This window comes from Micromonospora sp. NPDC050187, from assembly GCF_044459745.1.
In the GTDB taxonomy this organism is placed as follows: domain Bacteria; phylum Actinomycetota; class Actinomycetes; order Mycobacteriales; family Micromonosporaceae; genus Micromonospora.
The window spans coordinates 159,371-174,905 of record NZ_JBITJH010000009.1 but is presented as its reverse complement, the minus strand read 5'-3'; the positions used below and the strand labels follow the sequence as shown (position 1 = coordinate 174,905).

The following is a 15,535-nucleotide window of genomic DNA, read 5'->3' as shown; positions in this document are numbered from 1 at the left end:
ATGAGCCGGATCGGGGTCGCCTTCGACAAGGCCCGCGCCGAGGGCCGGGCGCTGCTGGTCGGCTGCATGCCGGCCGGCTTCCCCACGGTCGAGGGGAGCATCGCCGCGATGACCGCCATGGTCGAGGCGGGCGTCGACGTCATCGAGGTGGAGATCCCGTACTCCGACCCGGTGATGGACGGGCCGGTGATCCAGAAGGCCAGCGACATCGCCCTCGCCGGTGGCGTCCGTACCCGGGACACGCTGCGGATCGTCGAGGCGGTCGCGGCCACCGGCGCGCCGGTGGTGACGATGACCTACTGGAACCCGATCGAGCAGTACGGCGTCGACGCCTTCGCCCGGGACCTCGCCGCCGCCGGCGGCACCGGCCTGGTCACGCCCGACCTGATCCCGGACGAGGCCGACGAGTGGCTCGCCGCTTCGGACGCGCACGGCCTGGACCGCACGTTCCTGGTCTCGCCCTCGTCCACCGACGCGCGGCTGGCGATGACCGTCGCCCACTGCCGGGGCTTCGTCTACGCCACCGCCGTCATGGGCGTCACCGGCGCGCGGGCCCAGACCTCCGACGCCGCGCCGACCCTGGTCGCCCGGGTGCGTGCGGTCACCGACCTCCCGGTCGGGGTCGGGCTCGGCGTGGGCACCGGCGCGCAGGCCGGCACGGTCGGCGGGTACGCCGACGGCGTGATCGTGGGCAGCGCGCTGATCCGGTGCCTGCTCGACGCTCCCGACCAGGCCACCGGCCTGACCGCGCTGCGCACCCTCTCCGCCGAACTGGCCGAGGGCGTCCGGAACCGCTGACCGGCCCACCGGCTCGGCCGTCGCTGGCCGGGGTGTGGGCCGCCGCCCTCCGGGCGGAGGTGTCACCCCGGGGACGCTTCAGAGCTGCCCCGTCTGTGCGGGCAGCTCCAAAGCGTGCGTCGGGCGGTACCTCCACACCCGCCGACCTGACGGAACGTGACGACGGCGACCGGCGGCGGGGCGGGTCCGGGCGGGCACCGACCTCGGCGGCCGAGCGGGTTCCGGCGACGGGGCGACAGGGACGCCCGGACCGAGACCGCCACGAGGGGCGGAGACTCAGGCGGCGTCCGCCGGATCCGCCGGATCGCCGGCCGTCGCGGCCCGCCGGGTCGGCCCGGCTCCGCGGGTGGCCGGTGCCGGCTCCCCGGGACGGGCGGTGGGCAGTCCGGGGTGGGCCCTGGGCACCCCGGCCCCGGCGCGCGGTCGTACCTCGCGGAGCACGCCGGAACGGCCGGCCGTCGCGTCGGCCACGGCCCACCGGGTGACCGGGGTGACGGGCTCGGGCAACCGGCAGGGATCGTGCCAGGACAACCGGCAGCCCCCGCCCGGTACGCCGGCCGGGGCGGTGCCCCGGACCCGGGCCCGGAGCACGTGCACCAGGACGTCCGGCCGTGGACCGGCCCGCCCGGCCGGCGGCGCGTCGGGTGCCGCCGGCAGGTGGTAGATCCCGACCAGGTCCACGAGTTCGACGGTCAGGCCGGTCTCGGCGTACACGTCACGTACCACCGCCTGGCCGGGGCTCTCGTCCGGCCGGGACCGCCCGCCCGGCAGCGCCCACCGTGCCGCCCGCCGGCCCTGCCGGCAGAGCAGCACCCGCCCGGCGTCGTCGGTGACGACTGCGGCGACCGCCCAGGTGAGCGACCTCATGGACAAACAGCCTACGGCCACCCAAACCAGAAGTCATCCGGTGGCGACTGACACCGGACCGGGATGTCACCGACACGGGTCTCAGCGGTAGCGTGTGCACCCGTGACTCTCGCCTCGCTGACACCCCAGGCGGCCCTGCCCAGCCCCAGCACCGCCGTCTGGCAGCTCGGTCCGGTCCCGATCCGGGCGTACGCGCTGTGCATCGTCGCCGGAATCGTGGTGGCCTGCCTGGTCACCGAGTACCGGCTGCGTCGCCGGGGGGTGGCCCCGGGCGCGGTGCTGGACATCGCGGTCTGGGCCGTGCCGGCCGGCATCATCGGCGCGCGGATCTACCACGTGATCACCTCTCCCGGGAAGTACTTCGGCACCGGCGGTGACCCGCTGGCGGCCTTCGCCATCTGGGAGGGCGGCCTCGGCATCTGGGGAGCCGTCGCCGGTGGTGCGGTCGGCGCGTGGCTCGCCGCCCGGCAGCTCGGCATCCCGTTCGCCGTGGTGGCCGACGCCCTCGCTCCCGGATTGCCGCTGGCCCAGGCGGTGGGCCGGCTCGGCAACTGGTTCAACAACGAGCTCTACGGTGGCCAGACCACCCTGCCCTGGGGGCTGGAGATCCACCGGATGGACCCGGACAACCCCGGCCAGGCGCTCCGCGACGGGGCCGGCCAGCCGATCGTCGAACCGGGTCTCTACCACCCCACCTTCGCCTACGAGGCGCTCTGGAACGTGGGTGTCGCCCTGCTGGTCCTCGCCGTCGACCGGCGGTTCCGGCTGGGCCGGGGCCGGGCCTTCGCGCTCTACGTGATGGGCTACACCGCCGGCCGGTTCTGGATCGAGCTGATGCGCACCGACGACGCCACCGAGATCCTCGGCGTCCGGCTCAACGTCTGGACCTCGGCGCTGGTCTTCCTCGGAGCCCTGGTCTACTTCCTCCGCGTCCGTGGACCCCGCGAGTACGTGGTGCCGATCCCGGCCGACGCGCCGGTGCCGGCCACCGGCGGCGGGGACGTCTCCCAGCGCGACCTGTCCCGCACCGAGACCAGCCCCGACCTGGCCGCCCCGCGCGGCTACCGGGTGGTCGGCGAGGAGCAGTTCCGGGCGTACCGGGAGACCGGCACGGTGCCCGACGGACCCGTCGGGGAGGACGGCCCCGCGCCGGAGCCGGACGCCGGTCGCGACGGTGCCGACAACTCCCAGGACGTCGACACCGGTCCGCGTTCCATCGACCGCGACAGCTGAGGCGACCATGGCAGTGCGGAGCGCCGTGGTGGTGGGCGCCGGCATCGGCGGCCTGGCGGTCGCCGGTGCGCTGGCCCGCTCCGGCTGGCAGGTCACCCTCCTGGAGCAGGCCGACCGGGTACGCCCCGAGCCGACCGCCGTGATGCTCTGGCCCAACGGTGTCCGGGCGCTGCGTGCCCTCGGCCTCGGTGCCGGCCTCGACGCCGTCGCCACCCCGCTGCCCGACGGGGGCATCCGTCGGCCGGACGGGCACTGGCTGGTGCAGCCCCGACCCGCTCCGCCGGAGCGGATGCCGGTCGTGGTGCACCAGGAGGATCTGCACGACGCCCTCGTCGCCGGTCTCGGAGACCGGGTGGACCTGCGGACCGGGGTGACCGTCCGCACGGTGCGGACCGGTGGGAACGGGCGTCCCTCGGTCGGCGACGGTCACCACCAGCACGAGGCGGACCTGATCGTCGCGGCGGACGGCGTGGAGAGCGTGATCCGTCGCCAGCTCGCTCCCGAGGCCGGGGTGGTCGCCTCCGGCAGTGCCACCTGGCGGGCGGTGATCCCCTGGTACCGCGCGCCCCGGATCCCCGCCGACCAGCCGCTGGGTGGGGAGATCCTCGGGGCGGGCTACCGGTTCGTCTCCGCGTCCCTGGGGGAGCGGGGCTCCGCCGGGGGGACCGCCCGGGGCGGCGTGTACTGGGTGGCCACCGCGGCCGGTGCGCCCCGACCGGAGTCGGCGGAGACACAGCTCGCCCTGCTCCGCCGTTGGTTCGCCGGCTGGCCCGCGCCGGTCGACGCGTTGCTCGCCGCCACCGAGCCCGCCGACCTGGTGCAGCAGGAGGTCCGCGAGCTGCGCCCGCTGCCCCGTCAGTACGCCTTCCGCTCGGGCCCCGGCGGGGTGGTGCTGCTCGGCGACGCCGCGCACGCCATGCCGCCGCACCTCGGGCAGGGCGCCTGCCTGGCCTTCGAGGACGCGGCGACCCTCCAGTCCCTGCTCCGCGAGACCCGGCTGCCGGACGCCGTGACCGGGTACGACCGCACGCGGCGACCGCGCGTGGCCGGCGTGGTCCGGCAGACCCGCCGGATGTCGGCGGTGCTGCAGACCCGGGGGCGTCTCGCCCTGCGCGCGCGGGACGCCGCGCTCGGTCCGATCACCACCCGGCTGCTGGGCCGCGCCGCCTCCTCGGCCGCCCAGTGGCGCCCGCCCGCCTCGTCGGCCTGACCGCCCGACGCGCTCGGGGAGGTCGGCGTCGGCACTTCCGGGAAGCCGGACGGTAGCCCCCCGGGGAGCGCGAACACCAGCGCACCCGGCGGACGGGCCGGCTCAGGGCAGCAGGGCGGCGGGCTCGGCGATGCAGGCGGTGCCGATCCGGCGGAAACCGACCCGGACGTAGACCCGGGCGATCTCCTCGCTGCCGGCGGAGAGGAAGACCAGGTCGGTGCCGGCCTCCCGGAGCGCGTGGGCGAGGGCTGCGGTCACCGCCGCGCCGAGGCCCCGGCCCCGGGCCACCGGCAGGGTGGCGACTCCGGCGATCTCGGCCACGTCGTCGACGCGCATCGCCATCCCGCAGGCCAGTGCTCCGTCGGTGGGCGTACCGGCGAGGGCCGAGATGCGCCGGCCGTCGGCCGTCCGGGACGCCTCCTCCTCGATCGCGGCGAGATCCAGTTCGTCCAGCGCGGCGTCCCGCTCGGCCGGGCCGGCGTCACCCCGGGCGGTGCCGGGCGTGCTGAAGCCGACCGCGGCCACCGCCCGGCGCACAGCCACCTGGGCGGCGAAGTCCGCTACCGCCGGATCCAGCAGCCGGACCGGTACGTCGGTGAGCTCGGCCGGATCCGGACACGCCGCCGGATCGAGGACCAGCAGCGGGGCCTCCAGCACGGCGAGTCCCGCCGAGCGGGCCACCGCCAGCAGATCCGGGGTCGTCTCGTGGACCCACTCGAACGCCTCCGGCAACCCCAGTTCCCGCTGCCGCTCCCGGACGTCGTCGATGTCGGCGACCGACGGCGGTCGGGAGGCGTCGCGTCGGGGACGTGCGTAAAACGGCCATCCGGCACCCTCCCGGACGAAAAGCACCAGCCCGCCGAACTCCTCGGCACGGGCCGCGTCGCGGGGTACCGCGTCGTAGAAGCGTTCCAACCGGTCGAACAACTCAGCGGGTACGTGATCCACCGCGCGAGACTACACGTCCCAGATGTTGGAAGTGTGATCAATCCTTACTGGTCTTGCGTGTCGAGCCCTAACGTAGACTCAATAGACCCCTGAGGGCCGACGTCGTCCCGACATGATCCACACCTGAGCGACGACAGGAGGCCCGGTGGCCTTTCCGTACCCTCCCCACCCGCAGTCCGCCCCGTCCGCCGGCCCGCGCCCGAGTGCCGGAGCGGCGCCCGCCCAGGGCCTCTACGATCCGGCGAACGAGCACGACGCCTGCGGTGTGGCCTTCGTGGCGGACCTGTACGGGCGACGTTCCCACGAGGTCGTCGCGAACGGTCTCGGCGCGCTGTGCCGGCTCGACCACCGGGGTGCCCGGGGCGCGGAGCCCAACACCGGTGACGGCGCGGGCATCATGATCCAGGTGCCGGACGTGTTCCTCCGCGCCGTGGTCGACTTCCCCCTCCCGCCCGCCGGCCAGTACGCCACCGGTCTGGTCTTCCTCCCCGTGGACGACGCCGACGAGGCCCGCGCCCGCCGGGTGCTGGAGAAGTACGCCCTGGTCGAGGGGGCCGAGGTGCTCGGCTGGCGGGACGTGCCGGTCGACCCGAGCGACCTCGGCGAGACCGCCCTGGCCGCGATGCCCCGGGTCCGGCAGATCTTCCTCGCCGCGACCCGCCTCACCGGCTCCCCGGACGGCCCGGCCGGCACCCCGCTGACCGGCCTCGACCTGGACCGGGTGGCGTTCTGCGTCCGCAAGCAGACCGAGCGGGAGACCGCCGAGCGGGGCGTGCCGGCGTACTTCCCGTCGCTGTCCGGGCGCACCATGGTCTACAAGGGCATGCTCACCCCCGACCAGCTCCCGGCGTACTTCCCGGACCTGCGTGACGCGCGGGTGACCAGCGCGATCGCCCTGGTGCATTCGCGGTTCTCCACCAACACCTTCCCGTCCTGGCCGCTGGCGCACCCGTACCGGTTCATCGCCCACAACGGCGAGATCAACACGATCCGCGGCAACCGGAACTGGATGCAGGCCCGCGAGGCGTTGCTGCGGACGCCGAACCTGCCGGGCAACATCCGCCGGCTGTTCCCGATCTGCACCCCGGCCGCCTCCGACTCGGCCAACTTCGACGAGGTGCTGGAACTGCTGCACCTGGCCGGGCGGAGCCTGCCGCACGCGGTGCTGATGATGATCCCCGAGGCCTGGGAGAACGACCCGGACATGCGCGCCGACGAGCGCGCCTTCTACCGGTTCCACGCCAGTCTGATGGAGCCCTGGGACGGCCCGGCCTCGGTGGCCTTCACCGACGGCTCGGTCGTCGGCGCGGTGCTGGACCGCAACGGCCTGCGGCCGGGCCGCTGGTGGCGCACCGCCGACGGCCTCGTGGTGCTGGGCAGCGAGGCGGGCGTGCTCGACCTCGACCCGGCCCGGGTGGTCGCCAAGGGGCGGCTCCAGCCCGGGAGGATGTTCCTGGTCGACACCGTCGCCGGCCGGATCGTGCAGGACGACGAGATCAAGGCCGAGCTGGCCGCCGCCCAGCCGTACGCCGACTGGCTGCACGCCGGGCTGATCGAGCTGGACGAGCTGCCCGCCCGGGAACACACCGTCTACACCCACGACTCGGTCCGCCGCCGGCAGCAGACCTTCGGCTACACCGAGGAGGAGCTGAAGATCCTCCTCGCGCCGATGGCCCGGTCCGGCGCGGAGCCGATCGGCTCGATGGGCACTGACACCCCGATCTCCCCGCTCTCCACCCGACCGCGGCTGCTCTACGACTACTTCCACCAGCTCTTCGCGCAGGTCACCAACCCGCCCCTGGACGCCATCCGGGAGGAACTGGTCACCAGCCTCCAGACCACCATCGGCCCGGAGAGCAACCTGCTCGACCCGGGGCCGGCGAGCTGCCGGCAGGTCGTCCTGCCGTACCCGGTGATCGACAACGACGAGCTGGCCAAGCTCCTCTCCATCGACGAGGACGGCGACCTGCCCGGCTTCAAGGCGGTCCGGGTCTCCGGGCTCTACCGGCTCCGGGACGGCGGGGCGGGCATCAAGGCCCGCCTGACCGAGATCTGCCGGCACGTCTCCGAGGCGATCGAGGACGGCGTGCGCATCCTGGTCCTGTCCGACCGGGACTCCAACGCCGACCTGGCCCCGATCCCGTCGCTGCTGCTCACCGCCGCCGTGCACCAGCACCTGGTGCGGGAGCAGACCCGCACTCAGGTGGCCCTGGTGGTGGAGTCCGGCGACTGCCGGGAGGTGCACCACGCGGCCGTGCTGATCGGGTACGGCGCGGCGGCGGTCAACCCGTACCTCGCCTTCGAGTCCGTCGAGGACATGATCACCACCGGGGCGCTGCCCGGCGTGGCACCCGCCACGGCGGTGCGCAACTACGTCAAGGCGCTCGGCAAGGGCGTCCTGAAGATCATGTCGAAGATGGGCATCTCCACCGTCTCGTCGTACTGCGGCGCGCAGGTCTTCGAGGCCGTCGGGCTGGACACCCAGCTCGTCCAGCGCTACTTCCGGGGCACCCCGAGCACGATCAGCGGCATCGGGCTGGACGGCATCCACACCGAGGTCGCCGCCCGGCACGCGCTGGCCTGGCCCGCCCCGGGCACCCCCGCCTCACCCCGGCTGGAGGTCGGCGGCGAGTACCAGTGGCGGCGCGAGGGTGAGCTGCACCTGTTCAACCCGGAGACGGTCTTCCTGCTCCAGCACGCCACCCGCAGCCGGCAGTACGACATCTTCCGCGAGTACACCGGCAAGGTCGACGCGCTCGCCGCGCACTCCGGCTCGTTGCGTGGCCTGTTCACCCTGCGCAGCGGCGTCCGGCCGCCGGTGCCGATCGAGGAGGTCGAGCCGGCCAGCGAGATCGTCAAGCGCTTCGCCACCGGCGCGATGTCGTACGGGTCGATCTCGGCGGAGGCGCACGAGACCCTCGCGGTGGCGATGAACCGCCTCGGCGGCAAGTCCAACACCGGTGAGGGCGGCGAGGACCCCGACCGCCTCCACGACCCGGAACGCCGTTCGGCGGTCAAGCAGATCGCCAGCGGCCGGTTCGGCGTGACCAGCGAATACCTGGTCAACGCCGACGACCTCCAGATCAAGATGGCCCAGGGCGCGAAGCCCGGCGAGGGCGGTCAACTGCCCGGCAACAAGGTGTGGCCGTGGATCGCCCGGACCCGGCACGCCACCCCGGGCGTGGGCCTGATCTCCCCGCCGCCGCACCACGACATCTACTCGATCGAGGACCTCGCCCAGCTCGTGCACGACCTGAAGTGCGTCAACCCGGCCGCCCGGGTGCACGTCAAGCTGGTCAGCGAGGTCGGCGTCGGCACCGTCGCGGCGGGCGTCGCCAAGCTCAAGGCCGACGTCATCCTGATCTCCGGCCACGACGGCGGCACCGGCGCGTCCCCGCTGAACTCGCTCAAGCACGCCGGCACCCCCTGGGAGCTGGGCCTGGCCGAGGCGCAGCAGACGCTGCTGATCAACAAACTCCGCGACCGGGTCACCGTGCAGGTCGACGGCCAGCTCAAGACCGGCCGGGACGTGCTGGTCGCGGCGCTGCTCGGCGCCGAGGAGTTCGGCTTCGCCACCGCGCCGCTGATCGTCGCCGGCTGCGTGATGATGCGCGTCTGTCACCTGGACACCTGCCCGGTGGGCATCGCCACCCAGAATCCGGTGCTGCGCGAGCGCTTCACCGGCCGCCCGGAGTTCGTGGAGAATTTCTTCCTCTTCCTCGCCGAGGAGGTGCGGGGCTACCTCGCCGAGCTGGGCCTGCGCAGCATCGAGGAGGCGATCGGGCAGGTCGAGCTGCTCGACGTCGCCCCGGCGGTGGAGCACTGGAAGGCCAAGGGGCTCGACCTGGGCCGCGTCCTGCACCTGCCGGAGCTGCCCGAGGGCGCGGCGCGGCGCGGTGTCCGGGCCCAGGACCACGGGCTCGACCTGGCCCTGGACAACGAGCTGATCCGGCTGGCCGGGCCCGCGCTGCGCGACGGCACCCCGGTCCGGGTCGAGGTGGCGGTGCGCAACGAGCACCGCAGCGTCGGCGCGATGCTCGGTGGCGAGGTGACCCGCCGCTTCGGCGGGGCCGGGCTGCCCGACGACACGATCGAGTTCGTGCTGCGCGGTACGGCCGGCCAGTCGTTCGGCGCGTTCCTGCCGTCCGGGGTGACCCTGCGGCTGCACGGCGACGCCAACGACTACGTCGGCAAGGGCCTCTCCGGTGGGCGGATCGTCGTCACCCCGGACCAGGCCGCCCCGTTCGCCGCCGCGCACGCCGCGTCCGGCGCACGCGCCGAGGACCAGATCATCGCCGGCAACACCATCCTCTACGGCGCCACCGCGGGCGAGGTGTTCCTGCGCGGCCGGGTGGGGGAGCGGTTCGCGGTCCGTAACTCCGGCGCGACGGCGGTCGTCGAGGGCGTCGGCGACCACGGCTGCGAGTACATGACCGGCGGTACGGTGGTCGTCCTCGGTCCCACCGGCCGTAACTTCGCCGCCGGCATGTCCGGTGGCCTCGCCTTCGTGCACGAGCTGGACCGCCGCCGGGTCAACACCGAGCTGGTGGACCTCGCGCCCCTGCGCGACGAGGAGCGTGAGCTGCTGCACGACCTGGTCCGCCGGCACGTCGCCGAGACCGGCTCGACGGTCGCCGAGGAGCTGCTCAAGCGCTGGCCGGAGGCGGTGGAGGAGTTCACCGCGGTGGTCCCCCGGGACTACCGGCGGGTGCTGGACATCATGCGGGCCGCCGAAGCCGCCGGCCGCGACGTCGACGATGCGGTGATGACCGCGCTGTCCGCGCCGGCCGTGCCGGTGGCCCGGACGGTGGCGGCCCAGGAGGTGGCTCGTGCCTGACCCGAACGGTTTCCTGCGCTACCCGAGGCGGATGCCGGAGCGCCGCCCGGTGCCGGTGCGGATCAGCGACTGGCGGGAGGTGTACCCGCCCGCCGGGGAGGACCTCGTGCGTGAGCAGGCCACCCGCTGCATGGACTGCGGCGTCCCGTTCTGCCACGACGGCTGCCCGCTGGGCAACCGCATCCCGGACTGGAACGACCTGGTCCGCACCGGGGACTGGGCGGTGGCGGTGGAGTCGCTGCACGCCACCAACAACTTCCCCGAGTTCACCGGCCGGCTCTGCCCCGCGCCCTGCGAGGCGGCCTGCGTGCTCGGCATCGGCGACGACCCGGTGACCATCAAGCAGGTCGAGGTGGAGATCGCCAACGCCGCCTTCGACCGGGGTCTGGTCACCCCGGCGGCACCGGTCGCGCCGACCGGCCGCCGGGTCGCCGTGGTCGGTTCCGGCCCCGCCGGCCTGGCCGCCGCCCAGCAACTGGTCCGCGCCGGTCACGCGGTCACGGTGTACGAGCGCGACGACGCCGTCGGCGGCCTGCTCCGGTACGGCATCCCCGACTTCAAGCTGGAGAAGGAGCACGTCGACCGGCGGCTGGCCCAGCTCACCGCCGAGGGGGTCCAGTTCCGCACCGGCGTCAACGTGGGCGTGGACGTCACCGCCGAGCAGCTCCGCGCCGAGTACGACGCGGTGCTGCTGGCCTGCGGCGCGCTCGCCGGCCGGGACACCCCGCAGACCCCCGGGCGTGGGCTGCGCGGCGTCCACCAGGCGATGGAGCACCTGGTCGGCGCGAACCGGGTGGTCGCCGGCCGGGACGCGGCGACGCCGATCGACGCCGCCGGGAAGCACGTGGTGATCATCGGTGGTGGCGACACCGCCGCGGACTGCCTCGGGGTGGCGCACCGGCAGGGCGCGCTCGGCGTACACCAGCTCGACCTGTACCCGGAGCCGCCGCACACCCGCGACGCCGCGCGCGACCCGTGGCCGACCTGGCCGTGGCTGTTGCGCGACTACCCGGCGCACGAGGAGGGCGGCGAGCGGGTCTTCGCGGTCGCCGTGCAGGAGTTCGTCGACGACGGCACCGGTCAGGTCCGGGCGGTCCGGATCGCCGAGGTGACCGTGCAGAAGCGCGACGGCCAGCGGATCGTCACGCCGGTGCCCGGTTCGGAGCGGGAACTCCCGGCCGACCTGGTGCTCCTGGCGATCGGCTTCGAGGGCACCGAGGAGCAGCCGCTGCTCGCCCAGTTCGGGGTGGAGCGCAACGCCCGGGGCGCGGTCGACGCCCGCCCCGACTGGCAGACCGGGGTGGATGGGGTCTTCGTCGCCGGGGACATGCACCGGGGCGCGTCCCTGATCGTCTGGGCGATCGCCGAGGGCCGGGCCGCCGCCGCCGCGATCCACAGCTACCTCGGCGGCACGGGCACCCTGCCCGCGCCGGTGACCTCCTCCACCCGGCCACTCGCCGCGCGCTGACCGGTCTGCGGTACGGCCGGCCGCACCATCCGGTGCCGCCGGCCGTTTCCGTTCGCGGGGATCGGCCTTGCGCCGGTACGGCATGTCGCGGGCATCCCTGGCCATGACGGCCTTGGTGCCGGCGCTTTAAGGGCCGCCGGGTGGCCCTGCGGGTCGACAATGGACCGATGAGGGTACGCGGTGGGAAGCGGTGGCTGGCGGGTGCGGCGGTCGGGCTGGCGGTCTGTGCCCTGGGTGCGGTTTTGCTGGTGCGGGCGGGGTTGGAGAACGCCGACCGGTGGGCCAGCGTGGTCGGGGTGTTCCTGAACCTTGCCGGGGTGGTCGTCGCCACCTACAGCACGGTGCAGGCCCGCCGCCTCGCCAGCACACCCACTACGCCCACCACACCCGCCACGCCTCCTCGGGTCGGCGCGGACGTGGACAACCGGATCAGCGGGGGGCGGTTCACCGGCCCGGTGGTGATGGGCCGGGACATCCAGGGTGTCGTCCTCTCCCCGCCCGGCGTCACTCGGTCCGACGACGCGGAGGGACCGCTCCGGTGAGCGGGGCATCGGGCGGCGAGCCGGGCGTGTCGAACCGGATCACCGGTGGGGTGTTCTTCAACGCGGTGGTCATGGGCCGCGACATCCAGGTGACCCTGCCGGCGGAGATCCGTCCCGCGTTGACCGGGCTGCCCCGCCCGGCGGCGGTGTTCACCGGCCGCGAGGAGCAGGTCGAGGCTCTGCTGGCGGGCCTGTCCCCGGACGGTGCGGGCGGCCCGCTGCTGGTGTCGGCGGTGGCCGGGATGGCGGGGGTCGGCAAGACCGAACTCGTGGTCCAGACCGCCCACCGGGCACTACGTGAGCCGGGCTGGTTCCCGGGCGGAGTGCTGTTCGTGGACATGTCCGGCTACGACCCGGACCGGCGGTTGTCCGCCGCCGACGCACTGCTGAGCTGGTTGCAGGCCATCGGTATCCCCGGCGAGCACATCCCCGCCGGTGTGCAGGACCGGGCCCGGTTGTGGCGCAGTGTCCTGGACGCCTACACCGGCCGGGACCGCCGTCTGCTGCTCATCGTCGACAACGCCTCCAGCGAGGACCAGGTCACCCCGCTGCTGCCGGCCGACCCGGCGATCGCGGTGCTGGTCACCTCCCGGCATACCCTGGACATCGACGCCCGCCTGCACGATCTCGACGTCCTCGACCAAGCCCCGGCCGTCGCCCTGGTCCGCGAGGTCATCGCCCAGCGGCGCGGCGCGGACGATCCGCGCCTGCACGCGCCGAACCAGCACATGAGCCGCCTAGCCGACCTGTGCGCGGGGCTGCCCCTGGCGCTACGGGTGGTCACCGCCCTGCTGGCCGACCGTACCCACCTGCGACCCGACGCCCTGGCCGACCGGCTCCGTGACGACCAGGCCCGCCTCGACGGGCTGTCCCGCCAGCAGGTCGCGGTACGGGCCGCGTTCGACCTGTCCTATCGGCACCTCACCGACGACCAAGCCCTGCTGTACCGGCTCCTGCCGGTCAACCCCGGTCCCGACATCGCCACCGCCACCACCGCCGCCCTGGCCGACCTCCCCACCGACCGGGTCGCGGTGCTGCTGGAGGACCTGCACCGCGCGCACCTGGTCGACGAACCGGCCGCCGACCGGTGGCGCATGCACGACCTCGTCCGCCTGCACGCCGCCGACCAGCCACCCACCAGCCCTGACGAGACCCCCACCGCCAGGCACCGACTGTTCACCCACTATCTGCACACCACCCGAGCTGCGGAGACCCACCTCACTCCGACCGGCCCGACCGACACGGCCCGGTTCCCCGACCGGCAGGACGCCCTGCGCTGGCTCGACGCCGAACACGGCAACCTGATCAGCGTCTGCACCAGCGCCCCCACCCACGACCTGCCGCACATCACCACCGACCTCGCGTTCGTGCTCGGCAGCTACCTGCATGTCCGCCGCCACTTCACCGACTGGATCACCATCTCCACCATCAGGCGGGACATCTGCCGGCAGACCGGTGACCGGCACGGCGAGGGCGCGGCGTGGAACAGCCTCGGCTCCGCTCTGCGGCAGGTGCGTCGCTTCGACGAGGCCATCACCGCCTACACGACCGCCCGTGACATCTTCCAGCAGCTCGGTGAGCGGCGCGGGGAAGGCCAGGCATGGAACAACCTCGGCAACGCGTTGAGCGAGGTGCGCCGGTTCGACGAGGCCGTCGACGCCTACACGACCTTCCGTGACATCTGTCTCCAGCTCGGTGACCGGAACGGCGAGGGCACGGCGTGGAACAACCTCGGCAACACCTTCCGGCAGGTACGTCGGTTCGACGAAGCCATCACCGCCCACACCAACGACCTGACGATCTGTCTCCAGCTCGGCAACCGCCACGGCGAAGCTCAGGCATGGAACAACCTCGGCCGCGTCCTGGTCGAGGTGCGTCGGTTCGACGAGGCCGCCGTCACCCACACCATGGCCCGGGACATCTACCACCAGCTGGACGACCGGCACGGCGAGGGGACGGCGTGGGGCAACGTCGGCATCGCCCTCTACGAACTGCGTCGGTTCGCCGAGGCCGTCGTCGCCCACACCATGGCCCGCGACATCTTCCACCAGCTCGGCGACCGGCACGGTGAGGGCACGGCGTGGGCCGACCTCGGCAACGCCCTGGCCGGGGTGCGCCGGTTCGACGAGGCGATCACCGCCCACACCACGGCCCGCGACATCTTCCAGCAGCTCGGTGACCGGCACCGGGAAGGCCTGGCGTGGAACAACCTCGGCAACGCGCTGAGCGAGGTGCGCCGGTTCGACGAGGCCGTCGACGCTTTCACTGCGGCCCGCGACATCTACCGTCAACTCGACGACCGCCACAGCGAAGGTACGGCGTGGGGCAATCTCGGCGTGGCCCTTTATTGCTTGTATCGATTCGACGAGGCCATCACCGCTTACACCACCGCCCTCGAGATGCTGCACCCTCTCGGTGACCGCCACCGGGAAGGCATGGCGTGGAAGAACCTCGGTAACGCCCTTGATCAGGTACGCCGGTTCGATGAGGCGCGTATCTGCCGGCAGCGGGCGGTTGACGCCTTCGTCGAGGCCGGCGACGCCGAGAGCGCCGCACTGGTGCGAACGGCCCTCGACGAACGGCGATCGTGAGCCAGGAATGCCCCGACATGGTGCGGGCCGCGTTCGGGCCACTCGACACACTTCCATGCTTCTCGATGTTTCGATAACATTACCGCCTGGTAACCCGGACCCAGGCCACGCGCGCGGCTGAAGGTTCCACCACCCCCACACGTGGAGGACCGTCCATGCCCCACCGCCCGTTGGCCCGTGCCGTCACCGCGTTGGCCGCGCTGGTCGCCACCACCCTCGCCGTCCTGCTCGTCCCCGGCACCGCCCAGGCCGCCGCGATCCACTACGTCGCGCTCGGCGACTCCTACTCCTCCGGCGTCGGCGCCGGGTCGTACGACCCGAACACCTGCCTGCGCAGCTCGAAGTCGTACACATCGCTCTGGGCCCAGCAGCACGCCGTCGCCAGCTACAAGTTCCCGGCCTGCGGCGGCGCGAAGACCGACGACGTGCTCAACGAGCAGGTCGGATCGCTGGACGCCACCACCACCCTGGTCACCATCACCATCGGCGGCAACGACGCCGGCTTCTCCAGCATCCTGGAGAACTGCCGGTTCGGCAGCGAGTCGGACTGCACCAACCGGGTGAACGAGGCGAAGACCTTCGCCACCACCGTGCTCCCCGGCCGACTCGACACCACGTACGCGGAGATCCGCAACCGCGCCCCGAACGCCCGACTGATCGTGCTCGGCTACCCGCGTCTCTTCGAGACCGGCTCGTGCGGCCTGCTCGGGATGAGCAAGTCCAAGCGGGTCATCCTCAACGAGGCCGCCGACCTGCTCGCCCAGGTCACCGCGGACCGGGCCGCGGCGGCCGGAGCGACCTTCTCCGACACCCGCTCCTACTTCGCCGGGCACGGCGTCTGCGCCAGCACCCCCTGGATCAAGGACGTCACCGGGCTGATCGAGGCCTACCACCCGAACGCCGACGGGTACCGCCTCGGCTACCTGCCCGCCCTGAACGCCGTCACCGGCTGACCCCGAACTCCCCACCACCACCGATCCGACAGCCGACGGTCCATACCGGACTGTCGGCTGTCGGGCGCCTCCGCTACCGTTGCGCGGT

Annotated in this window: 10 protein-coding genes; 8 read left to right on the top strand and 2 right to left on the bottom strand. The window is 73.4% G+C overall.

The annotated features are described in order from the left end of the window. Complete coding sequence (gene trpA, locus ACIBJE_RS16750; protein ID WP_396749026.1) at positions 1–798, top strand: tryptophan synthase subunit alpha; 798 nt, start codon at positions 1–3, stop codon at positions 796–798. A gap of 276 nt (positions 799–1,074) precedes the next feature. Here trpA and ACIBJE_RS16745 read toward each other — a convergent pair whose 3' ends face one another. Continuing rightward, a complete protein-coding gene (locus ACIBJE_RS16745) occupies positions 1,075–1,665 on the bottom strand; it encodes an NUDIX hydrolase (RefSeq protein ID WP_396749024.1) in 591 nt (196 codons plus the stop codon). 102 nt (positions 1,666–1,767) lie between these two features. Here ACIBJE_RS16745 and lgt point away from each other — a divergent pair, with 102 nt between their 5' ends. Both lgt and ACIBJE_RS16735 read left to right on the top strand, forming a co-directional pair. Further along, positions 1,768–2,898: a prolipoprotein diacylglyceryl transferase gene (gene lgt / locus ACIBJE_RS16740; RefSeq protein ID WP_396749022.1), complete on the top strand. Its 1,131-nt coding sequence runs from the start codon at positions 1,768–1,770 to the stop codon at positions 2,896–2,898. Between the two features lie 13 nt (positions 2,899–2,911). Further along, on the top strand, positions 2,912–4,108 hold the full coding sequence (locus ACIBJE_RS16735; RefSeq protein WP_396749256.1) for an FAD-dependent oxidoreductase: 1,197 nt from the start codon (positions 2,912–2,914) through the stop codon (positions 4,106–4,108). A 102-nt stretch (positions 4,109–4,210) separates the two neighbouring features. Here the strand turns inward: ACIBJE_RS16735 and ACIBJE_RS16730 are convergent, their stop codons facing one another. After that, positions 4,211–5,056, bottom strand: a complete 846-nt coding sequence (locus tag ACIBJE_RS16730; protein ID WP_396749020.1) for a GNAT family N-acetyltransferase — start codon at positions 5,054–5,056, stop codon at positions 4,211–4,213. A gap of 145 nt (positions 5,057–5,201) precedes the next feature. Here ACIBJE_RS16730 and gltB point away from each other — a divergent pair, with 145 nt between their 5' ends. The 5 genes from gltB to ACIBJE_RS16705 all read left to right on the top strand — a co-directional run bounded on the left by gltB (position 5,202) and on the right by ACIBJE_RS16705 (position 15,447). Continuing rightward, on the top strand, positions 5,202–9,893 hold the full coding sequence (gene gltB / locus ACIBJE_RS16725; protein ID WP_396749018.1) for a glutamate synthase large subunit: 4,692 nt from the start codon (positions 5,202–5,204) through the stop codon (positions 9,891–9,893). Further along, the gene (locus ACIBJE_RS16720) at positions 9,886–11,361 is read left to right on the top strand and encodes a glutamate synthase subunit beta (protein WP_396749016.1); all 1,476 of its coding nucleotides are present in this window, start codon (positions 9,886–9,888) and stop codon (positions 11,359–11,361) included. Before gltB ends, ACIBJE_RS16720 begins: the two co-directional genes overlap by 8 nt. Positions 11,362–11,528: 167 nt before the next feature. Beyond that, the gene (locus ACIBJE_RS16715) at positions 11,529–11,903 is read left to right on the top strand and encodes a hypothetical protein (RefSeq protein WP_396749014.1); all 375 of its coding nucleotides are present in this window, start codon (positions 11,529–11,531) and stop codon (positions 11,901–11,903) included. After that, positions 11,900–14,494 carry an ATP-binding protein gene (locus ACIBJE_RS16710; protein ID WP_396749011.1) on the top strand — a complete coding sequence of 865 codons (2,595 nt, stop codon included), beginning with the start codon at positions 11,900–11,902 and terminating at the stop codon, positions 14,492–14,494. Before ACIBJE_RS16715 ends, ACIBJE_RS16710 begins: the two co-directional genes overlap by 4 nt. A gap of 155 nt (positions 14,495–14,649) precedes the next feature. After that, a complete protein-coding gene (locus tag ACIBJE_RS16705) occupies positions 14,650–15,447 on the top strand; it encodes an SGNH/GDSL hydrolase family protein (protein WP_396749008.1) in 798 nt (265 codons plus the stop codon). Positions 15,448–15,535: the final 88 nt, after the last annotated feature.